This window comes from Rhodococcus rhodochrous, from assembly GCF_014854695.1.
Taxonomy (GTDB): domain Bacteria; phylum Actinomycetota; class Actinomycetes; order Mycobacteriales; family Mycobacteriaceae; genus Rhodococcus.
This window is the reverse complement of sequence record NZ_CP027557.1, coordinates 5,140,561-5,162,151: the sequence shown is the minus strand read 5'-3', so window position 1 is coordinate 5,162,151 and position 21,591 is coordinate 5,140,561. Positions and strand designations below refer to the sequence as shown.

General features: G+C 67.1%; 17 protein-coding genes. 5 read left to right on the top strand and 12 right to left on the bottom strand.

The annotated features are described in order from the left end of the window. Window positions 1–201: 201 nt before the first annotated feature. Window positions 202–1,446, bottom strand: a complete 1,245-nt coding sequence (aztD, locus tag C6Y44_RS23575; protein ID WP_159417257.1) for a zinc metallochaperone AztD — start codon at window positions 1,444–1,446, stop codon at window positions 202–204. Window positions 1,447–1,663: 217 nt separating this feature from the next. Here aztD and C6Y44_RS23570 point away from each other — a divergent pair, with 217 nt between their 5' ends. Beyond that, entirely contained in the window at window positions 1,664–2,851 is a 1,188-nt protein-coding gene (locus C6Y44_RS23570) for an AAA family ATPase (RefSeq protein WP_016691742.1), read from the top strand. 22 nt (window positions 2,852–2,873) lie between these two features. Here C6Y44_RS23570 and C6Y44_RS23565 read toward each other — a convergent pair whose 3' ends face one another. Further along, entirely contained in the window at window positions 2,874–3,548 is a 675-nt protein-coding gene (locus C6Y44_RS23565) for a nitroreductase (RefSeq protein WP_159417258.1), read from the bottom strand. 110 nt (window positions 3,549–3,658) lie between these two features. Continuing rightward, window positions 3,659–4,666: an NAD(P)H-dependent glycerol-3-phosphate dehydrogenase gene (locus C6Y44_RS23560; RefSeq protein WP_016691745.1), complete on the bottom strand. Its 1,008-nt coding sequence runs from the start codon at window positions 4,664–4,666 to the stop codon at window positions 3,659–3,661. A 157-nt stretch (window positions 4,667–4,823) separates the two neighbouring features. Between C6Y44_RS23560 and C6Y44_RS23555 the strand changes: the two genes are divergently transcribed. From C6Y44_RS23555 to C6Y44_RS23545, 3 genes are all read left to right on the top strand, one after another. Further along, a complete protein-coding gene (locus C6Y44_RS23555) occupies window positions 4,824–5,273 on the top strand; it encodes a helix-turn-helix transcriptional regulator (RefSeq protein WP_026061046.1) in 450 nt (149 codons plus the stop codon). A gap of 5 nt (window positions 5,274–5,278) precedes the next feature. After that, the gene (locus C6Y44_RS23550; RefSeq protein ID WP_026061047.1) at window positions 5,279–5,689 is read left to right on the top strand and encodes a VOC family protein; all 411 of its coding nucleotides are present in this window, start codon (window positions 5,279–5,281) and stop codon (window positions 5,687–5,689) included. Window positions 5,690–5,768: 79 nt separating this feature from the next. After that, window positions 5,769–8,168: an ATP-binding cassette domain-containing protein gene (locus tag C6Y44_RS23545; protein WP_159417259.1), complete on the top strand. Its 2,400-nt coding sequence runs from the start codon at window positions 5,769–5,771 to the stop codon at window positions 8,166–8,168. Here C6Y44_RS23545 and C6Y44_RS23540 read toward each other — a convergent pair. The 9 genes from C6Y44_RS23540 to C6Y44_RS23500 all read right to left on the bottom strand — a co-directional run bounded on the left by C6Y44_RS23540 (window position 8,158) and on the right by C6Y44_RS23500 (window position 20,443). Beyond that, window positions 8,158–9,399, bottom strand: coding sequence for a benzoate/H(+) symporter BenE family transporter (locus C6Y44_RS23540; RefSeq protein WP_159419093.1), 1,242 nt, complete (start codon window positions 9,397–9,399; stop codon window positions 8,158–8,160). The two genes, C6Y44_RS23545 and C6Y44_RS23540, sit on opposite strands and share 11 nt — an antisense overlap. Before the next feature lie 12 nt (window positions 9,400–9,411). Then, on the bottom strand, window positions 9,412–12,141 hold the full coding sequence (locus tag C6Y44_RS23535; protein WP_120280750.1) for a helix-turn-helix domain-containing protein: 2,730 nt from the start codon (window positions 12,139–12,141) through the stop codon (window positions 9,412–9,414). Then, on the bottom strand, window positions 12,138–13,481 hold the full coding sequence (locus C6Y44_RS23530) for an MFS transporter (protein WP_016691751.1): 1,344 nt from the start codon (window positions 13,479–13,481) through the stop codon (window positions 12,138–12,140). Before C6Y44_RS23530 ends, C6Y44_RS23535 begins: the two co-directional genes overlap by 4 nt. Window positions 13,482–13,581: 100 nt before the next feature. Next, window positions 13,582–14,379 (bottom strand): 1,6-dihydroxycyclohexa-2,4-diene-1-carboxylate dehydrogenase, encoded by a 798-nt coding sequence (locus tag C6Y44_RS23525; protein ID WP_016691752.1) that lies wholly within the window; start codon window positions 14,377–14,379, stop codon window positions 13,582–13,584. Continuing rightward, entirely contained in the window at window positions 14,376–15,995 is a 1,620-nt protein-coding gene (benC, locus tag C6Y44_RS23520; protein WP_016691753.1) for a benzoate 1,2-dioxygenase electron transfer component BenC, read from the bottom strand. Before benC ends, C6Y44_RS23525 begins: the two co-directional genes overlap by 4 nt. Before the next feature lie 32 nt (window positions 15,996–16,027). Further along, a complete protein-coding gene (gene benB, locus C6Y44_RS23515) occupies window positions 16,028–16,531 on the bottom strand; it encodes a benzoate 1,2-dioxygenase small subunit (RefSeq protein WP_159417260.1) in 504 nt (167 codons plus the stop codon). 14 nt (window positions 16,532–16,545) lie between these two features. Beyond that, complete coding sequence (benA, locus tag C6Y44_RS23510; protein ID WP_159417261.1) at window positions 16,546–17,919, bottom strand: benzoate 1,2-dioxygenase large subunit; 1,374 nt, start codon at window positions 17,917–17,919, stop codon at window positions 16,546–16,548. A 317-nt stretch (window positions 17,920–18,236) separates the two neighbouring features. Continuing rightward, complete coding sequence (locus tag C6Y44_RS23505; protein WP_174246969.1) at window positions 18,237–19,229, bottom strand: 2Fe-2S iron-sulfur cluster-binding protein; 993 nt, start codon at window positions 19,227–19,229, stop codon at window positions 18,237–18,239. A 2-nt stretch (window positions 19,230–19,231) separates the two neighbouring features. Beyond that, complete coding sequence (locus C6Y44_RS23500; protein ID WP_159417263.1) at window positions 19,232–20,443, bottom strand: cytochrome P450; 1,212 nt, start codon at window positions 20,441–20,443, stop codon at window positions 19,232–19,234. Between the two features lie 165 nt (window positions 20,444–20,608). Here C6Y44_RS23500 and C6Y44_RS23495 point away from each other — a divergent pair, with 165 nt between their 5' ends. Beyond that, window positions 20,609–21,532 (top strand): helix-turn-helix transcriptional regulator, encoded by a 924-nt coding sequence (locus C6Y44_RS23495; RefSeq protein WP_159417264.1) that lies wholly within the window; start codon window positions 20,609–20,611, stop codon window positions 21,530–21,532. Window positions 21,533–21,591 lie beyond the last annotated feature (59 nt).

Below are 21,591 nucleotides of genomic sequence, written 5' to 3'. Positions count from 1 at the left end.
TCGCCACGTTACACAATCGTTGTCTTCGGGATCAGGCGACGAGAATATCGTCTCCCCAACCGTTTTGACGGAGATTTCCGTTTCGTGCACTTGTGGAGTGAGGCGGATCACGTTGCGCAAATGTCTCGATCCGGTGGATGTGAGGAAAGTATTCGGCTTTCTAGCAGTAACGCTAGAAAGCCGAATACTCAGGTAGCGGAGTCAGGCGACACCGCTGATCTCGTTCGGGGTGTGCGGCAGTTCGGCCGTACGGATCTCACCTGAGGCCACGTCCACCGCGTACAGGGAATCGGTGGCGGGATCGGTGACGAACGCCGTTCCGCCCTGCACCTCGAGTGCGGGTCGAGGTGCCTGCCACTCCTCGGGCTCGGTCCACGGCTCGAGCACCTCGATCCGCCGGAGGATCTCGCCGGACTCGGGATCGATCACGTGGAGGTTGCCGTCGGTGCCGAGAACGAGCGCTTCACCCGCCGGTCCGCGGCCGAGGGAACGGAAGGTGTAACTCGTGCCGAGGTCGACGAGGCGCACCGACGCCGTGCGGGTGTCCACGAGCGCGACGCGCTCGGGACGCTCGAGTTCGGCGTCGGGATCGGTCTTGTAGTCGCCGAGGACGACGGGCGAATCCTCGCTGCCGGCCTGGTTCCCGATCCGGCCGTAGGGGTCGGGCACCGACGCCTTCGTGAACCTTCCGTCGCGGAAGATCGCCATGCCGTCCTCGCATCCGAAGGCGACGACCCCGTCGGCCGCGACCGTCTCACCGTGCACGCCCGGGCACTGTTCGGTGCGCGTGATCTCGGTGCCGTTCTCGTCGAGCAGTGCCACACCGGTCCGCTCCTCGGAATCGCCGAGGGTAACGAGCATGCCGCCGTCGGGCATCGGAACGGCCACGCCGTGGTGGGCCTCGGGGAGTGTGCGGCTGTCGAGATGCGGCAGGTCGGTCGTCGAGGCGAGGTCGGCGGGGTCGAACACGTCGATGCGTCCGGTGCCGTCGTCGAACAGGGCGGTGACCCCGGCGTGCGGCACGACGTGCCCGGGCTTCTCGGCGGCGAACGTCAGGTCGGTGAGGGCGGGTGCGCCGGCGTAGTGGTGACCGTGGTCGCCGTGGGCCTCCGTCCAGCTGCCGGTGTCGAGGGCGCGGAATCCGCCCTCGGTGGAGATCAGCACGTGGCGTCCGTCGCCGGCGGGGGAGAGACGGTTGAAGCCGTCGAGTGCGAAGTCGTCGACGACGGTGAGTTCTTCTTCGTCGACGACGAGGACGCCACCGTCGTAGGTCAGGGCGAGGCGCGGCTGTGCCGTCGCCACTTCGGAAGTAGCGGCGGTGGTGGTCGTCGTCTCGATGGTGTCGGCCGCAGTGGTGTCGGCTTCGGTGGTGCCGCCGCATGCGGCGGCGAAGGTTGCAGCGACGACGGTGAAGGCGGCGCCACCGTAGCGGGAGAGCGTTGTCATGGGGAAAGGAATAGCCCCTAACGAAAATGAATGTCAAAGTCTGAAATGCGCATGCGTGCATGCCGCTCCGGGCCGCCGAGGTTGCAGTTGTTGTCGACAATTCGCCGAAAAGTCGACAACAACTGCGGTTTCGGGCTCGGACATACGCGAATACGGCTGTCTACGACACGCACTAGATGAGCTCAGAATCCGATGAGCTCGCCGTTAGCATCGACGGATGGATCCTGTCCGCAACCCGTACGCCCCGGGCGCGGGACAGCGCCCGCCCGAGCTCGCCGGCCGCGAGAAGCAACTCACCGCGTTCGAGGTGGTCCTCGAACGGATCGCCCGGGAACGACCCGAACGCAGCGTCGTCCTCACCGGACTCCGCGGTGTCGGCAAGACCGTCCTTCTCAACCATCTGCGCTCCGCCGCCATCGCGAAGAGCTGGGGCACCGGCAAGATCGAGGCCCGTCCCGATCAAGGACTGCGACGCCCGCTGTCGTCCGCGCTGCACATGGCGGTCCGCGAGATCGCCGCCGCGCATCCGGATCCGGAATCGGTCGAGTATTTCCTCGGCGTGCTCAAGTCGTTCGCGCTGCGGGCCACCGCCGACAAGGGAATGCGCGAACGCTGGCAGCCCGGCATCGACGCCCCGGCCGTGAAAGGGCGGGCCGATTCGGGCGACATCGAGATCGACCTCGTCGAACTGCTCGTCGACGCAGCAGGACTCGCGCGCGACGTGGGCGTGGGCATCGCGCTGTTCATCGACGAGATGCAGGACCTCGGACCCGACGACGTCTCGGCGATCTGCGGTGCCTGCCACGAGCTGAGCCAGGACGCCGCGCCGCTCATCGTCGTCGGGGCCGGTCTGCCGCACCTGCCCGCCGTGCTGTCGGCATCGAAGTCCTACTCCGAGCGGCTGTTCACCTACCATCGCATCGACCGACTCGACCGTGCGGCAGCGGATCTCGCTCTCATCGCGCCCGCGGCACGAGAGGACGTCGAGTTCACGCAGGACGCCCTCGACCTGCTGTACGAAACCGCCGACGGCTACCCGTATTTCGTGCAGGCCTACGGCAAGGCGACCTGGGACGTCGCGGCGGATTCGCCGATCACCGTCGACGACGTGCGGGTCGCGGCACCCACGGCGGAAGAGGAACTCGCCGTCGGCTTCTTCGGCTCCCGCTACGAACGGGCGACTCCCGCCGAACGCGAATACATGCGGGCGATGGCGGATCTGTCGGGCGACGACGGGCCGGTCGCGACCTCGAAGATCGCCGTCGAACTCGGACGGAAGCCTGCCTCCCTGTCACCCGCGCGCGACGGATTGATCAAGAAGGGCCTGATCTACTCCGCCGAGCGCGGGTTCATCGGGTTCACCGTTCCGCACTTCGGGCGCTATCTGCGCGCCCAGAACGACTGACCCAGCCGGAGCCACCGAGAGTTCAGTCGACCCACTCGACGGTCTCGTCGAGCGACGCGCGATCGGTGCGACACGCGTTGGCCGGGTGCGCCTCGTCGGCGTAGCCGAACGAGATGGCGCAGACGATGTCGCGGTCGTCGCCGATGTTCAGTTCGTGTCGCAGCGCGGTGGCCGTCATCGCGACGGCGGCCTGCGGGACGGCAGCGATGCCGAGCGATTCGGCGGCGAGCAGCAAGGTCGAGACGTAACCGCCGCAGTCGACGGCGCCGTACACGCCGAGGGCCTTGTCGGAGGTGATGATCGCGACGTGGGGTGCGCCGAAGAAGCGGTAGTTCTCGAGCATCTGCTCGGTGCGGCGCTGGTAGTCGTCGCGCGCGATGCCCAGCGCGTTGTACAGGGCGTAGCCGGCGCCACGGCGACGTTCGGCGTAAGCACCGCGGTATTCGGCCGGTCCCGGGATGTCGGGGTCCATGTTCCCCGAGGTGGCTTGCGCGTAGACGGCGTCGCGCAGGCGGTCGGTGGCGTCGCCGCTGACGATGTGCACCTGCCAGGGCTGCGAGTTGCACCAGGACGCGGTGCGCTGACCCATCCGCAGCATGCGTTCGATGTCCTCGCGCGGGACCTGCTTCGTCAGGAACGCGCGGCAGCTGAAACGGGTGTCGAGCAGGGACGACAGCGTGTCGGCGGCAGAAGTCATGCCACCACGATGGCACATCACTTCACCGAGCGTTCGTTCAGTCGGTCGCGAGCACACGACAGGTGAGTATTCAGCTCTCTACGATTCTCCCGAGAAAACTGTAGAGAAGGTCAGACGATGTCCTTCTCGTCGCCGGGAGTGACGCGCCGCAATCCCCGATAGGCGTCGGTGGGGGTGCTCTTCCCGGTCACCACGGCGGCGACCTCGGCAGCGATCGGCATCTCCACCCCGTACTCGCGGGCGAGTTCCATGACCGTCGGCGCGGTCTTCACCCCTTCGGCGACCTGCCCCAGCGCCTCGACGGCCTCATCGATGCTGAGCCCGCGCGCCAGCGCCTCACCGACTCGGCGATTCCGCGACGACGGGCTCGTGCACGTCGCGATGAGATCGCCCATCCCCGTGAGGCCCGCGAACGTCCGCGGATCCGCGCCCATGGCCTCGCCGAGGCGCGTCATCTCCGCCAGCCCGCGGGAAAGGACCATCGCGCGGGTGTTGTCGCCGACGCTGAGCCCCTCGGCCATGCCGGCCGCGATCGCCACAATGTTCTTGAGGATCCCGCCCAGTTCGCAGCCCAGAACGTCGGTGTTGCGATAGACGCGGAACAACGACGTGGCGAACAGCGGTTGCAGCGCCGCGCTCACGGCTTCGTCCTGCATCGCGACCACCGACGCGGCGGCCATGCCGTCGGCGATCTCCCCGGCGATGTTCGGACCCGCGAGCAACCCGACGGGGTGCCCCGGAAGGCATTCGGCGATCACCTCGGTGGGCCGGAGGCGGGTGCCCGGTTCGAGACCCTTCACGAGCGAGACGACCGGGACCCACGCGCGGATCTCGTCGACGACCTGCTCGAGTGTCTTGCGCACCGCGTGCGACGGCACACCGACCACCAGGACGTCGGCCTCGCGCGCGGCTTCTTCGAGATCGGAGGTCGCGCGCAGGCTCTGCGGTAGCGGACGTTCGCCGAGATAACGACGGTTGCGGTGCTCGGTGTCGATCTCGCGCGCGATGTCGTCGTTGCGGGCCCACAACGTCGTCGGGGTATTGCGTGCGGCCAACGACGCGATCGTGGTTCCCCACGATCCCGATCCGAGAACGACGACGCGAACCGCACGAGCCATCGGTGACCTTTCGTCCGTACGAGCAGGTATCGACAGAGTGTCAGTTTTCCGGTCCCGGCGGGTCCGATTTGTGGTCCCGGGATCCGCACGGGGCGGGTGTGCTGTGGAAGCGCACGACGACAGGATCGAGGCGGCGCATCGTGGCACGATCGGACCCGTGCCCGGTAAACCCGTCACCGATCAGCGCCTGCGCGACCTCGCGTTGCTGCGACGCGTCCGCGACCGCATCGACCGCGAGTACGCCCAGCCCCTCGACGTCGAGGCCCTCGCCCGCGGCGTGAACATGTCGGCCGGCCACCTCAGCCGCCAGTTCCGGCTCGCGTACGGCGAGTCGCCCTACTCGTATCTCATGACCCGGCGCATCGAACGGGCCATGACGCTGCTGCGACGCGGCGACCTCACCGTCACCGAGGTGTGCTTCGAGGTGGGCTGTTCGTCGCTCGGCACCTTCAGTACCCGGTTCACGGAACTCGTCGGCGTGCCCCCGAGCGTGTACCGCAAGCAGGCGGCCGAGGAGACGAACGGCATCCCGTCGTGCGTGGCGAAGAATGTCACCAGACCGATCAGGAATCGAGAAGCGCGGACGGGTCCGCCGGTCATACCGTGATCGGCATGGACATCACCATTCACCAGACATTCCTTCCGCACACCGATCCCGAGGCGTCCCTCGCGTTCTACCGCGACACCCTCGGCTTCGAGGTCCTCAACGACGTCGGCTACGCCGGGAAGCGCTGGATCACCCTCGGCCGCAGCGACACTCCCGGTACGTCCCTGGTGTTGTACCCGCCGGACGCCGACCCCGGCATCACGGAGGAGGAGAACGCCACCATCGCCGAGATGATGGCCAAGGGCACCTTCGCGTCGATCATCCTGGCGACGAAGGATCTCGACGGCGCGTTCGAGCAACTGCAGGCCGGCGACACCGAGATCGTCCAGGAACCCACCGACCAGCCGTACGGCGTCCGCGACTGCGCCCTCCGCGACCCCGCGGGCAACATGGTCCGCATCCAGCAATTGCGCTGACCGATCCCACGATCGGCCTTACTCTCCGATCGTCGCATCCGTTCCGCCCGCATCCATACGACCACTGGAGTCTTCGAACATGACCTCGACGAAGGACACACCGGCACACGCAGCGCACGTCGCCGACAACCACGACGCGATCCGGGTCCACGGAGCGCGCGTGAACAACCTCCGCGACATCAGTGTGGAGATCCCCAAGCGGCGGTTGACGGTGTTCACCGGTGTGTCCGGCTCGGGCAAGAGTTCGCTGGTGTTCAGCACGATCGCCGCCGAGTCGCAGCGTCTGATCAACGAGACGTACAGCGCGTTCGTGCAGGGATTCATGCCGACCCTGGCCCGCCCGGACGTCGACGTGCTCGACGGCATCACCGCGGCGATCATCGTCGGCCAGGAACGGATGGGATCGAATCCGCGCTCGACGGTGGGCACCGCCACCGATGCCAATGCGATGCTCCGCATCCTGTTCAGCCGGGTTGCGGAGCCGCACATCGGTCCGCCCAACGCCTACTCGTTCAACGTGCCGTCGGTGCGGGCCAGCGGTGCGGTGACGGTGGACAGGGGCGCGGGGAAGACCCAGGCCGAGAAGGTGACCTTCAACCGGCTCGGGGGCATGTGCCCGCGATGTGAGGGCAAGGGGTCGGTCTCCGATTTCGACCTGACCGTGCTCTACGACGACGGTCTCTCGCTCAACGAGGGTGCCCTGAAGATCCCCGGTTACAGCATGGACGGCTGGTACGGCCGGATCTACCGCGGGTGCGGCTTCTTCGATCCCGACAAGCCGATCGCGAAGTTCACCAAGCGGCAACTCCACGACCTGCTCTACAAGGAACCCACCAAGGTCAAGGTCGAGGGCGTCAACGTCACCTTCGAGGGTTTGATCCCGAAGATCCAGAAGTCGTTCCTGGCCAAGGATCTCGACGCGATGCAACCGCACATCCGTGCGTTCGTCGAGAAGGCCGTCGTCTTCTCCACATGCCCGGACTGTGAAGGGACGCGTCTCGCCCCCGAGGCGCGGTCGTCGAAGATCGACGGCAGGAGCATCGCGGACGTGTGCGCGATGCAGATCAGCGATCTCGCCGAATGGGTGCGCGGACTGGATCTTCCGCAGGTCGCTCCGCTGCTGAAGAACCTTCGTCATCTGCTCGACTCCTTCGCGGACATCGGGCTGGGATATCTGTCGCTGGACCGCCCCACCGGCACCCTGTCCGGTGGAGAATCGCAGCGCATCAAGATGATCCGCCATCTCGGATCGTCGCTGACCGATATCACGTACGTCTTCGACGAACCGACGATCGGCATGCACCCGCACGACATCGCGCGGATGAACAACCTGCTGCTGCAACTGCGCGACAAGGGCAACACCGTGCTCGTCGTCGAACACAAACCCGAGGCCATCGCGATTGCCGACCACATCGTCGATCTCGGCCCGCGCGCCGGCACCGAGGGCGGACAGGTGGTCTTCGAGGGCACCGTCGACGAACTGCGGCGTGCCGACACCCTCACCGGTCGCCACCTCGACGACCGGGCGTCGCTGAAACCGACGGTGCGCACCCCGAACGGCGCCCTGGAGGTCCGCGGCGCCGACACGCACAACCTGCAGAACGTCGACGTCGACATCCCGCTCGGCGTGCTCGTCGTGGTGACCGGCGTGGCCGGGTCGGGCAAGAGTTCGCTGATCCACGGTTCGGTGGCCGACCGCGACGGCGCGGTCACGATCGACCAGAGCCCCATCAAGGGTTCGCGTCGCAGCAACCCCGCGACCTACACGGGTCTGCTCGAACCCATCCGCAAGGCGTTCGCGAAGGCCAACGGTGTCAAGCCGGCCCTGTTCAGTTCCAACTCCGAGGGCGCCTGCCCGACCTGCAACGGTGCCGGTGTCGTCTACACCGACCTCGGGGTGATGGCCACCGTCGAATCGGTCTGCGAGGACTGCGAGGGCAAGCGCTTCCAGGCCGCGGTGCTCGAGTACACCCTGGCGGGGAAGAACATCGCCGAGGTGCTCGGCATGTCCGTCGCCCAGGCTCAGGAGTACTTCGCCGACGGTGAGGCGCGCACCCCGGCGGCGTCGAAGATCCTGCAGCGACTGTCCGACGTCGGCCTCGGGTATCTGCGGCTCGGCCAGCCCCTGACCACGCTCTCGGGTGGTGAGCGGCAGCGTCTCAAGCTCGCCACCGCGATGGCCGAGAAGGGGGAGACCTACATCCTCGACGAACCCACCACGGGCCTGCACCTCGCCGACGTCGAACAGCTGCTCGGTCTGCTCGACCGGCTCGTCGAGTCCGGCAAGTCGGTGATCGTCATCGAACACCACCAGGCCGTGATGGCCCACGCCGACTGGATCATCGACCTCGGTCCCGGCGCAGGCCACGACGGCGGACGCATCGTCTTCGAGGGCACCCCCAGCGAACTGGTGGAGCAGCGGTCGACGCTCACCGGCGAGCACCTCGCCGAGTACGTCGGGGTCGGGATCAGCGGCTGAAGTCCGGACGCTCCATCAGCCACGACACGGCCACACCCGCGACGAGCCCCCAGAACGCCGCGCCGATGTTCCAGACGGTGATGTTCGAGGCGGTGACCACGAACGCGACGAGCGCACCCATGGTGTGCTTGCTCGCGAACCCGGCCACGAAGGCGCCCTGCAACGCTTTGAGCATCGCCAGGCCGCCGAGGGTCGCGACGAACGAGACGGGTGCGGCGATCATCCACCGGACGAACAGCGGTGCGAACAGTCCGAAGACGATCGCCAGCGTCCCGCACGTGATCGCCGCGGTGTACTGACGGGACCGTTCGCCCGACGACACGAGCAGCGCGTTGGTCGGTCCGGTCAGACAGGTCGACACCGCGCCGACGCACGCGGCAGGGAAGGACCACAGTCCGCACGCGATCGCCGAGACGTTGACGGGCGGGTTGTGCCCGGCCGAGCGCAACACCGCGATGCCCTGCCCGTTCTGCACGACCAGCACGGTGATCGCGAGCGGCACGACGAGTTCGAGGATCGCCGACCACGTGAACTGCGGCGCGGTGAACACCGGTGCGGCGAAGACCGCGCTGTCGGTCCCGGACGGTGAGAACCGGCCCGACAGCGCGACCGCGCCCACCCCGGCGAGCAGAGCGCCGAGGATCGGAGGCATCCACTTACCGAGGACCGCAACGGAACTGAGCAGGAGGAAGACGATCACCATCGGTGCGGCGATGGCGACGTCGGAACCGAGCGCCGAAACCAGATCGATGCCGAACTTCAGGAACACTCCCGCGACCATCGCCATGACGATGGGCATCGGCAACGCTTCCATCACTCGGCGTACCAGTCCCGACGCCCCCAGCACCGTCACGAGGGCCGCTGTCACGAAGAACGCGCCGACCACCTCCGCCCAGCTCAGATGGGTGAGCGACCCGCCGACCAGCACGGTGCCGGGGATGGTCCAGAAGAACCCGAGCGGTTGCCGGTAGGCGACGCTCATCACGATGGTGAGCAGCCCGTTGAGGACGAACACCCCGAAGATCCACGACGCCAACTGCGGTGCGCTCAGCCCGCCCGCGGCGCCGGCGGCGAGGATCACCGCGACCGGTCCGGTGCACGAGAAGATGAGCCCGATCAAGCCGTTCGCGGCGTATCGTGGGCCGAGATCCCGGAGTATCCCGCGCGGTCCGACGACGGGACGCACGGGGCGTTCGAACAGATCGGTCTCGTCGGTGGGGCGATCGTCCACGGCGGTCAATGGTCAACCTCGATCCTGTTGTCGGAACTTCGCGGCGAGCTCGCTGCGCGAGCGGATGCCGAATTTCGAGTACACGCGGGTCAGGTGGTACTGCACGGTCTTGACGGACAGGAACAGCTCACCGGCGACTTCCTTGTTGGTGCGGCCCGAGGCGACGAGTGTGGCCACGGCGCGTTCCTGTGGAGTGAGGGTCGTGAAATCCGAACGCGGGGTCTCGGTCTCGCCGTTGCCGGTGCGAAGACCACCGGCCTTGAGTTCCCGGTCGCAACGTTCGACGTACGAGACGGCACCGAGCGACGAGTACAGTTCGCGGGCGGTGCGGATCACCGCGTCGGCGTCGCGGCGACGCCCCGCGCGGCGCATCGTCTGGCCGTACGCGAAGTTGATGCGCGCACGGTCGTAGGGCAGTGGCAGCGTGTCGATCTCGTCGAGCGCCCGTTCGAACGCATCGCGGGCGGCGTCGATGTCGCCGCGGGCACCGAGGATCCGGCCGCGCACGTAACCGAGGCGCGCCTTGGCGGACCGATGACCGCGTTCGGCGGCGAGTTCCTCGTGCCGCCGCAGGAATTCGTCGGCCTCGTCCACGCGCCCGGTGATCACGAGTGCGTTGCCGTAGAGATCCGGCCACGGCCAGTGACCGGGTTCGTCGACCGCTCCCCGCTCGCGCAGGGTGACGATCGGTTGCAGATAACGCAGCACGCTCGTGTAGTCGGATACCACTTCGGCGCACTGCGCCAGGCAGAGACAGGCCGGTACGAGCATGAGCGAATAGTCGTTGTTCCCGGCGCGGGCACGATGGGCGTGTTCACGTGCGGCGGTCCAGTTCCCACGCAGCGCCTGGACCTGGGCGCCGGTCCAGTGGACGAGCGGCCGGAGCAGATCGAGTTGAGTCGCATCGAGTTGCGCCGCCGCGCGGTCGACGGTGCGCAGCGCGTCGGACCACGCACCGAGTGCGAATTGTGTTCGCGCGAGCCACGCCTGCGCCCACAGCGAGATACGCAGTGACCCGCCGCGGAAGGTGGTGGGTTCGGCCGCCTCGAGTTCGGTCCGTGCGAGATCGGGCCGGTCGAGCACCAACGCGAGCCACCCCTCCGCCATGCGGATGCGCTGACTCTGTGCCCCGAGCCGAATACCTTCGGACAGAGCAGAATACGATTCTACGGCGTCATCGACGCGACCGGTCATCGCCAGTCCGAGTCCGCGGATGGCCCGCGACTCGACGACGGGCGGAGCCGTCTCGGGAAGGGTGTCCGCCGCGCGATCGGCCCACAGGACGAGATCGTCGCCGCGCAGCCTCGCCAGCGAGTGCAGCACCATACGCTGGGAGATCGTCGCGGCGAGTTCGGGTTCGGAATTCGGATCGTCGAGCATCGACCACGCTTCGCTGAGCAGGTGATGCGCTTCCGCGGCTCGCCCCCTTTGGATGGCGAGATAGCCCAGTACGGCGTTGCGCATCGGCCCGCTCGGCACACTTTCGATCTCGGGGACGAACGTCTGTGCCTGGGGCAGATCCGCCGCACCGGTCAGCGCGTCGACACCGCGGATCATCCTGCGGGTCCGCAATTCTCGGTCGAGAGTGATGCGGCTCGCGGTGATGAGCGCTTCGGCCGCCTGGGACCAGGCGCCGTCGGCGGCGCACTGTCGGGCGTAGGCGTCGAGGTCGGCGGCGAGTTCCTCGTTGCCGGTCGGTGTCGCGGACACCAGGTGGAACAACCGGGCGCCCTCGTCGTCGACGAGCGAAGCGGCGCGCTCGTGCAGGCTGTGCCAGCGCGCCGGGCCGATCTCGTCGGCCACGGCGGCGCGGGTCATGGGATCGGGGAACGACAGCGACACCACGCCCCGTTGCTCACGCATCGTGAGCAAGCCGAGCCGGTGGGCCTCGTCGAGCGGTCCGGTCGTATCACCGACCTCGGCGAGTTCGGCGACGAGCGCGAGCGATTCGGTGGCTCCCCGCGTCGCGGCGGTGTCCAGGACGGCGACCGCTTCGACGAGGGCGCGCGTGTCCGGTGAGCATCGGGCGAGGATGCGACTCACCTTCCCCGCATGTTGTCTCGGTGCAGGGAAACGTGCCTGCCAGCGGTGCCATTCGTCGCGGGGGATCTCGTCGAGGAGCTGCAGGATCGAGCGGGCGTTACCGAGAGTGTGTTCCTGCAGGCGACGTGCCGTCCACGCGGACAGATCGACGCCGATGCGATGCAGCGCGAGTTGCGCGACATCCGGTGGCGCCAAAGCGCCGACGTGGAGGGTGTCCACACGGTGGCTGTTCGAGAGGAGGTCTGCGGTCGCCGGAGCGACGTCGTCGGGAAGCACGTCGGGCACGATCCAGATCATGAGCAGGGGACGTCCGTGCGCTCGCCTCAGCGACGACGACAGCGACTGCAGCGACTCGACATCCGCGTAGTGCGCGTCGTCGACGACGATCACCGTCACGTCGTCGATCCGGTCGAGGAGCGTGCGTGCCGCCTCCACCGGGTCGCCGGCCGTGACGGTCTCACCGAGCAGCTGTTCGAGCACGGACCAGGGATGGTCGGCCTCCCAGCGTGCCCCGGTGGCGTCGTGGACGACGAGGTCGTCGTGGCGAGCGACGAAATACGAGACGAGGGAGGATTTTCCGACGCCGGATGCCCCCTCGACGAGGACCAGCGAGGGAACACCCGCGCGGGCTTCGTCGAGGAGGCGTTCGAGTTGCATCAACTCGGAGTTCCGGCCGATCAGCACACTGTTGTCCGTCACACATCCACGGTAGTCGGCGCGGGGCGGTCGGAACTGCGGACCGGCGAGACGGTGCCGGCCGGACGGGGCACGAACCAGGTGACCAGACCGCCGGCGAGTGCGATACCTGCGAAGATGTAGAAGTTCACGTTGTTCGCGAAGCCTGCACCGATGAGCAGACCGCCGATGACCGGGCCGACGATGCCGCCCAGGCGACCGAAGCCGGCGCACCATGCGACACCTGCGGCGCGAGCCGGGGTGTCGTAGTAGTTGGACACGAACCCGTAGATGAGCACCTGGGTGCCGATCGTGCCGGTACCGGCGATCGCGACGGCGGTGAGCAGCACCGGCAGCGGGAAACCGAGGGTCAGCAGCACCAGGGCGACGGCCGCGAGGAAGAAGGTGGTGACGATGACGGACTGCGGTCCGCGGCCGTCGGCGACCTTCGACGCGAGCAGGCCGCCGATGATGGCGCCGCCGTTGAGGACGAGCAGGAAGGCGAGCGAGCCGTTGGCGTTGTAGCCGGCGTCGGCCATGATCTTCGGCAGCCAGGTGTTGAGGCCGTAGGTGAGCAGCAGACCGGCGAAGCTCATCATGCCGAGCAGTCCCGTACCGAGGGCGTACTTGCGGGTCGCGAGTGCCGCGAAACCGATCTTCTCGGTGGAGGCGACAGGTGCTGCGGACGGCAGCGGGAAACCGAACTTCTCGCACACCTGCTGCGCCTCGTCGGAGCGTCCCCGCGACTGCAGCCAGGCCGGCGACTCGGGAAGCTTCATCAGTGCCAGTGGAAGCAGGATGACGAGGGGCAACGCGCCGATGAGGAACAGTCCGCGCCAGCCGATGGCGTCGCGCAGCAGGATCGCGAGCAGCGAAGCCATCACACCGCCGGCGGGGACACCGCTGTAGACGATGGCGTTGAACAGGTTGCGCTTGCCGGGCGGAGCGAACTCGGCGACCACGGCTCCGGCGGTGGCGACGAGACCGCCGACGCCGATGCCGGTGAAGAAGCGGAGCGCGCCGAACATCGTGATGCTCGTGGAGAAGGCCGCCGCACCCATGCCGACGGAGAACCAGACGATGTTGATCAACATCATCTTGCGCCGGCCGACGCGGTCACCGAACGCTCCGGTCAGCAGTGCACCGACCATGACGCCGATGAGGGCGTAGGAGCCGAGGGCACCACCCTGCTGGGCGGAGATCTCCCCGAGCTGGGTCGGATCGGCCATCAGGGTGGGAAGGACGGTGCCGTACACGACGAGGTCGTAGCCGTCGAAGATGATCGCGAGGGTGGCGAGCGCGACGATCCAGACGACGCTGCGCCGATGTTGTGGACTGGCCCAGGTCTGCGTGGCATGGGTCATGAGCTGCTCCGGTCTGTGAGGGGAGTCACAAGCTGATTCGGGGAGAAAAGTGGCCTCACCGGAGGGACTGGCGCCTCCGGTGAGGCCGAGCGAGGGGCGGTCAGCCCAGATCGCCTCCGGCGACGGGGAGAACCGTGCCGGTGATGTAGGAGGCCTCCTCGGAGGCCAGGAAACAGATCGCGGCGGCCTGCTCGTCGAGCGTGCCGTACCGCTTGAGCAGGGAGGAATCGACGGTCTGGTCCACGATCTGCTGGTACCAGGCCTTCTCCTGCTCGGACTGCGGCGACGGACCGCGCGCGATCCGCCGCTCGGGAGCGACGGTGCCACCCGGTGCGGTCGCCACCACGCGGACCCCGTAGGGGGCGAGTTCGAGAGCCAACGACGCGGTGATCGCGTTGACCCCACCCTTCGCCGCCGAATACGGCACGCGGTTGACGCCGCGGGTCGCGACCGACGAGACGTTCACGATCGTGCCGGCGCGTCGCTCGATCAGATGGGGAGCGGCGGCGCGGCACGTCCACAGGGTGGGGAACAGCGACCGCCGGATCTCCTTCTCGATCTCCTCCGGCGCATAGTGCTCGTACGGCTTGGCCCAGATCGTGCCGCCGACGACGTTGATCAGCACATCGATGCGGCCGGTGGTGCGGACGGCGTGGGAGATCGCCTCCTCCGCGCCCTCGAAGGTCTCGAGATCCGCCGTCACCGAATGCGCCTTGCCGCCGGCCTCGCGCAGCTGCTCGGCCACCTCGTGGACGAGGTCCGCGCGGTCGACGAGCACGACCTCACCGCCCTCGGCGGCGATGCGGGTCGCCACCGTGAGACCGATGCCCTGCGCGGCGCCGGTGATCGTCAGGCACCGGCCGTCGAACCGGCCCGGGAAGATCTTCGTCTCGGTCATGAAGAGGCACCTGCCGGGGCGCCGCTGGCGATGGCGCGGCGCATCGTCTCCTTGGCGTGCTGCGAGTGGACGACGATCAGGTCGCGCGCGGCGGCCTTGTCGCCCTTCTCGAACGCCTCGACGATCTTCATGTGCTCGTCGACGATGTGCTCCTCGACCCACTGCGCGTCGCGCAGAACCTGCTTCATCAGCCGGGTCACCTCGAGCTTGTTGTAGGCCTCGAGCAGGACCGGGTTGGTGCAGCAACGGAAGAGGAACTCGTGGAAGGCCGCGTTGGTGTCGGTGAACGCCGCGGCGTCGGTGAAGTGATCACCCTCCACCGAGGCGCCGGACGCCTCGGCCAGGATGCGGAACTCGACGAGTTGCTCGGGGGTGAGCCGGCCGATCGTCAGTTCGACGACGCCGAGTTCGAGAGCCATACGGGCATCGAACTGTTCGTCGGACTCGGCGACGGGCGGATGCTCCTCACCGATTTCGTAGTTGCCGGGCTCGGGGTTCTCGAGCACCACCGGACGGCCGGTCTCGGCGGCAGCCTTCTCGGCAGCGGCCTTCTCCGCGTCCGTCGCCACCGGGGCGGTTGCCCCGCCCGGGGTCGCGGACGTGTTGAACTTCTCGAAGTAGAAGTTCGTCGGATTGATGCCGTTGTCCGACAGGTGGTTACGAACTGCCTCCACCATCGGCGGCGGACCGCACAGGTAGATGTCGACATCGCCGTCGTTGAGATGCGACGGCTCGAACAGGCCCGTCACGTATCCCTTGTTGGGAGCGGACGACGACTCGTCGGCCACGCAATAGTCGAACGTGAAGTTCGGAAGCTTCTTCGTGTACTCCTCGAGCTTGTCGAGTTCGACGAGGTCGTGATCGAAGGTGACGCCATAGATCAGGTGCACCGGATGGTCGGAGCCGTCGGCCTCGATCTTCGACAGGATCGACAGCAGCGGCGCCAGGCCGGTGCCGCCGGCGAGCAGCAGCGACGGGCGCTTGCGCTCGCGCAGGAAGAAACTGCCGAACGGGCCGGTGAACTCGAGGGTGTCGCCGACCTGCGCGCGGTCGCGCAGGTACTCGGACATCAGACCGCCCTCGGTGATCTTCACCAGGAACGCGAGCGAATTCTCGTTCGGACCGGTGCTGAACGAGTACGAGCGGGTCGCGGGCTTGCCGGTGCCGTCGTCGCTGCCGGGCACGCCGATGTTGACGTACTGCCCGGGCAGGAACACCAGATCGTCGCGGTTGTCGATCTCGACGGTGAACCCGACGACGCTCTCGGAGAAGCGGCGCAGATCCGTGATGGTCGCGGTGTACGACGCAGCCGCGGTCTTCGCGACATCGGAGGTGCTCGCGATCTGCACCACCAAATCGGATTCCGGCATCATCTGGCACGGCAGGCAGTAACCCTGCTCGGCCTCTTCGTCGGTGAGAGCGTCCTCGATGTAGTCGCCGCCGTCGTAGCTGCCCGATTCGCAGAAGGCCTTGCAGGTTCCGCACGCACCGTCACGGCAGTCGAGCGGAATGTTGATGCGTGCCTTGTACGAGGCGTCGGCGACGGTCTCGTTCGGGTTGACCTTGATGAAGCGGGTGACCCCGTCCTCGAAGCTCAATGCCACCTGGTAAGCCATGGCACGTGCCTCCTTTCGTGATCGGGGTGGAACTAGACGACGTAGACGTCGACGATGTGGTGGATGTAGTCGTTCTTCAGGACGATCTTCTTCTTCTTGATCACCGGCTGTGCGCCCGAGACGTCGAGGGTGAGGAAGGTGGTCCCGAAGTAGGTGTCGGTGGTGTTGTAGCGGAAGTACAACGAGAACCAGTTGTGCCGCAGGTCGATCTCGGTGCCACGACGCTCGAGGATCTCGACGTTCGTGATGTTGTGTCCCGTGCGGGGTTCGGGCAACGAGGTCGCCGACGAACGGTCGGTCCGGATGCGGAACACCCGGTCCTCGAGGCCACCACGGTTCGGGTAGTAGATCAGCGAGATCTCGGTCTGCGGGTTCTCGGTGAGAGCACCGGCGTCGTCCCAGGCCGGCATCCAGTACTCGGCGTCGGGGTGGTAGCACTCGAGCCACTGCTCGAACTCGCGGTCGTCGAGCAACCGGGCCTCGCGGTAGAGGAACTGTTCGATGTCGGTCTGCGTGAATTCGCGTACAGCAGTCATGATTCCGGGTCCTCTCAGAGCGCGGACGGGTCGGCGGCGGAGCTCTCGGCGGCGATGGCCTCGCGCATCGTTTCGAGCCAGTAGCCGTGCTGGATCGGGTACAGGCCTTCGTCCTCGGTCTTGACACCGCTCGACAGCACCTTCGTCATCCCGAGATCCTTCGCGACCTCGTCGGGTCCGTTGAGGATGTGGGTCGCGCCACGGCTCATGTCGTTCCAGGGTGCGGCGGTCGCGAGGTAGGTCTTCTGGCAGGAGCGGAACTCCTCGAGATCGTCCGGGGTGGCCATGCCGGTCGCGTTGAAGAAGTCCTCGTACTGACGGATCCGGTTGGCGCGGGACTCGGGGCTCTCACCCTTCGGCGCGATGCAGTAGATCGTCACCTCGGTCTTGTCCACGGAGATCGGACGGAAGTGCCGGATCTGCGAAGAGAACTGGTCCATGATGTACACGTTCGGGTACAGGCACAGGTTGCGCGACGCCCCGACCATGAACTCGGCCTTCTTCTCGCCGAACTCCTTCGCCAGCTCGTCCTTGCGCGGGTACAGCGGACGGTCCTCGGGGTTGCCCCACCACATCCACAGCAGCAGATGACCGTGGTCGAACGAGTAGTAGCCGCCGCCCTGCTTGCCCCAGGTGCCGGCGTCCATCGCCTTGGTCTCGTTGCTGGACTCACCGGCGGTGCGACGCGCGGTGGTCGCCGCGTAGTTCCAGTGGGTGGCCGAGACGTGGTAGCCGTCGGCGCCGTTCTCCGCCTGCAGCTTCCAGTTGCCGTCGTAGGTATAGGTGGACGAACCGCGCAGCACCTCGAGGCCCTCGGGCGACTGGTCGACCAGCATGTCGATCATCTTCGTGGTGTCGCCGAGGTGATCCTCGAGCGACTTGACGTCGGGATTCAGGCTGCCGAACAGGAAACCGCGGTAGCTCTCGAAACGAGCAACCTTCCGCAGGTCGTGGCTGCCGTCGGTGTTGAACTGCTCGGGGTAGCCGGCGTCGCGGGGATCCTTGACCTTCAGCAGCTTTCCGTTGTTGCGGAACGTCCAGCCGTGGAACGGGCACGTGAAGGTGGTGCGGTTGTCGGTCTTGCGACGGCACAGCATCGCACCGCGGTGGCTGCACGCGTTGATCAGGCAGTGCAGCTCGCCTTCCTTGTCGCGGCTGATGACGACGGGCTGGCGGCCGATGTACGTGGTGAAGTAGTCACCGACGTTCGGGACCTGGCTCTCGTGGGCGAGGTACACCCAGTTGCCCTCGAAGATGTGCTTCATCTCGAGTTCGAAGATCTCCTCGTCGGTGAAGACGTCGCGGCGGATCTGGTACCGCCCGGTGCTCGGGTCTTCGACGAGTGCGCCGTCGAGGCGAGTGCGCACGTGCTCCACGATGTCGGTCATGGGATCCTCCAGGTATCGGCTTCGTTCCCGGGACGGACGGGGCGGTGTCCGACGCGGCCGAGCCTGTACTGAAGATTCGTGGTGACCGGGTTTCCGGTCCGGCTCGACGCGATGTGTCCGGCGATATCTCCACGATGACAGCCTGTGGCTACGGTCACACCAGGCAAATGCCTAGGGATACCTAGGACCCCTGGGTGGGGGGGTCGAAAGGCCCTCGGGGCCGGGAGGCGGAAAGACCCTTCGACACGGCCGTACCGCTCGAGCGCATCGCGGTGCCGGAGCAGCGCGGGCGCACGAGCGGTACGGGGTGAGGGTATTCAGCCGGCCGGGGTGAACCTTTCACGCCGGATGCGCCGCGGCGACATGCGGCGACGTTTGAACGCCTTCACCGATGCCTCGACGAACGCCTCCGATCCGCAGATGTAACCGGTGAACTCCTTCGCGGACGCGACGTCCTCGAGGAAGGCGTCGGTGACGTAGCCCTCGTGGTCTCCGCCGCTCTCCCTGCTCACGCAGGTGATGTAGCGGAAGCCGGGATGGCGGGTCTCCAGTTCGCGGAGGAAGTCGACGTCGTACAGGTCCGCGCAGGTACGGACCCCGTGGTAGAGCAGGATCTGCCGGTCGGGGACGAGGGAGAGCGCCTGCCGGACGATGGCCTCGAGAGGGGCGAGGCCCGTCCCACCGCCGAGCAGGGCGATCGGGCCGGTGCCGTCCGGATCGAAGGTGAAGTCGCCGTACGGACCGGTGACGGCCACGCGTTCACCCACCTCGATGCGCTCGAAGACCCATTCGCTCGCGACTCCACCGGGTTGCCGGCGGATGTGCAGTTCGAGCTGCTTGGCCTCGGAGGGCGGATTCGCGAGCGAGTACTGCCGTCGGATCTCGGTTCCGGGAACCGTCACCTCCACGTACTGCCCGGCCGAGAACTCGAGTGGTTCGTCGGCGGTGAGCAACACTTTGCGCGTGTCGGCAGCGATGTCGCGCACCTCGGCGACCGTGGCGACGACGTCGCGCAGCACATGCGTGCCGGCGGATTCCTCCGTTGCGGGGGTCTCGAAGACGACGTCGCCGCGAGGGGTGGCCTGGCATGCGAGGACGAATCCGGCCGCGAGTTCGTCGGCGGTGAGCGTCTCCTCCGGCGAGTTCCGATGATCGAGTTCGCCGTCGAGGACCTTGATCTTGCAGGTGCCGCAGGTGCCCTGGTTGCAGGAGTTGGGCATCCAGTTGCCGTTGCGCAGGAACGCTTCCAGCACCGTCCGGCCGGGTTCGCAGGGAACGACACCGGTGCCCGCGGTCAGTGTGTACGGCATGGTCAGATCTCCCACCGGGCGTGCAGGGTCTTCGGGCCGCGGAAACCCCAACCCCAGAATTCGACGTCCTCGGAGGTGTCCCGCTCGAGATTGGGGATGGTCTCGAGCAGTTCTTCGAGACCGATGCGGCTCACGTTGTTCGCGAAGTAGATTCCCGCGCAGGCATGCTTGCCGGCACCGAAGGCGAGGTGGGGGAGTGGCGGGCGGGTCAGGTCGTAGCGGCTGGGGGCGTCGAACACGTCGATGTCGTGGTTCGCCGACCCGTAGGACAGCATCACCACCGAACCCTCGCTGATCTCGATTCCCGACACGACGGTGTCGCGCTTGGCGATACGTGCGGTGCCGGACCAGATCGGGGAGGTCCAGCGCATCCCTTCGGCGATCGCGCGGGGGATGAGTCCCGGTTCGTCCACCACGGCTTCGAACTGTTCGGGGCGGGTGAACAGGCCTGCCAGGGTGGAACTCATGGCATGTCCCGGTTCCTGCATGGCACCGAGGAGGAAGACGTACAGCGTCGGGTAGATGTAGTCGCGATCCCGCGTCTGTCCCTCGGGCATCCCGTCGTGCAGCCAGTGCGAGATGGCGCTGTCGTCGGGATGCTCGATCCAGTGGTCGATCAGCGGATCGACGACGGAGCGGATCTCGTCCTTGGCGCGGTCGCCCTCGTCGAAACGTTCCTGGCTCAGGAAGTTTCCGTCCTCGTCCATCGCTGCGTTGGTGAACGAATCCGACAACTTGTGGAACCATTCGCGCAGTTTGTCCGAACTGACATCCTTCAGTCCGAGCAGGTCCCCGAGCGACCGCACGCTCACGGGCTCGCAGAACTGGGCCACGAGATCGGCCCTGCCGTCGGCTTCGAACGCCTCGACGTAGCGTCGTGCGATCGGGCGGACGAGATCTTCGATCCAGCGGTCCACTTCGGCGGGCTGGAGGGCGGGTTCGACCATCGACCGCAGGTCGCGGTGGATGTCACCGTTGACGCCGATGATCGCGGGATGACCGAAGGTGCGGCCACCGGCGGGGGTGATGATGCCGTCGAAGTCGTCGCCGGCCGCGACCGCACGACACGCCTCGGTCGTGGACGCCACGTAGGCGCCGAGGACGGGCACGAAGGCGATCGGAGCTTCGGCGCGCAAGCGTTCGTAGACCGGGTACGGATTGCGCTCGAGTTCTTCCATGGTGATCTCGTCGAGCCACGAAAGGGTGCTGGTCATCGATGTACCTCCGGGTCGGGAGCCGTCCGGCGACGGCCGGACCTTTGTTGACGTGGCCAGGACCATACGAGTCCGCCGACCGGCCGGTCGATGCACATTGCGCGGTCCCTGGACGAATCACGCGACTATGTGATCCAGGTCTCGGAAGCGGTTAGTCTCGAAGGCGTGAGTGTGCCCGAGATCGAGGACTGGGACGACGCCTCGCGCGTCGTGGCGGACGTGTACTTCCCGCACCGGCTGACGGACCTCGGAAAGGTGGATCGTCCTGAGCTCGAACTGGTCTCGGTCGATCTCGGAAGCGTCACGATCGGCCGGATGAGCTGGGGAGCGGAGGTCGCGATCGAATGCGACTATCCCGGTGCCTACGAGGTGAACATTCCGCTGAGCGGGCGGCTCGAATCGCAGGGGCGCTCGGGCACTGTCGTCTCCGAACCCGGCTCGGCGACGGTCTTCCGCGCGGACACCCCGTCGCTCATCACGAGGTGGGGTGCCGAATGTTCGGTCCTCGGAATCAAGTTCGATCGAGATCATCTCGAACGCGAAGCGGACCGCATTCTCGGTGGTCCGTTGCGGTCGCGCCTCGAACTCCCGGACCGCCTCGATCTGCGCGGCTCGGCGCAGGAATGGCACCGTCTCGTGGCATCGCTGAGCGAGCAGCTCGCCGGGCCGACCCGGCTGCTCACGAATCCTCTCGTGTCGGCCCAGCTCGGCGGTGCGGTCACCGCGGCGTTCGTCCTGGCGGTCGCGCCGGTCGACGAAGTGTCACCGGCACCCCGCCCGGGCATGGTTCGGCGGGTGTTGAACGCTCTGCAGGAGGATCCGGGTCGCGTCTGGACGGCAGCCGACATGGCGGAGATCGCCGGGACGAGTGTGCGCAGGTTGCAGGAGGCATTCTCCGAGTACGTGGGCAGCAGTCCGTCCGCGTGCCTGCGCGACATCCGGCTCGATCGCGCCCACGCGGATCTCGCTGCCGGGGGAACAACGGTGGCAGATGTAGCTTTTCGGTGGGGTTTCAGCCATCCGGGACGTTTCGCCGCCGCCTTCCGGAAGCGGTACGGCGTCACCCCCACGGAGGTCCTGAGGGGTTGAGCGCATGCGGACACGGACGCACGCAGGCGGGTGACGACCACGTGGTCGTCACCCGCCTG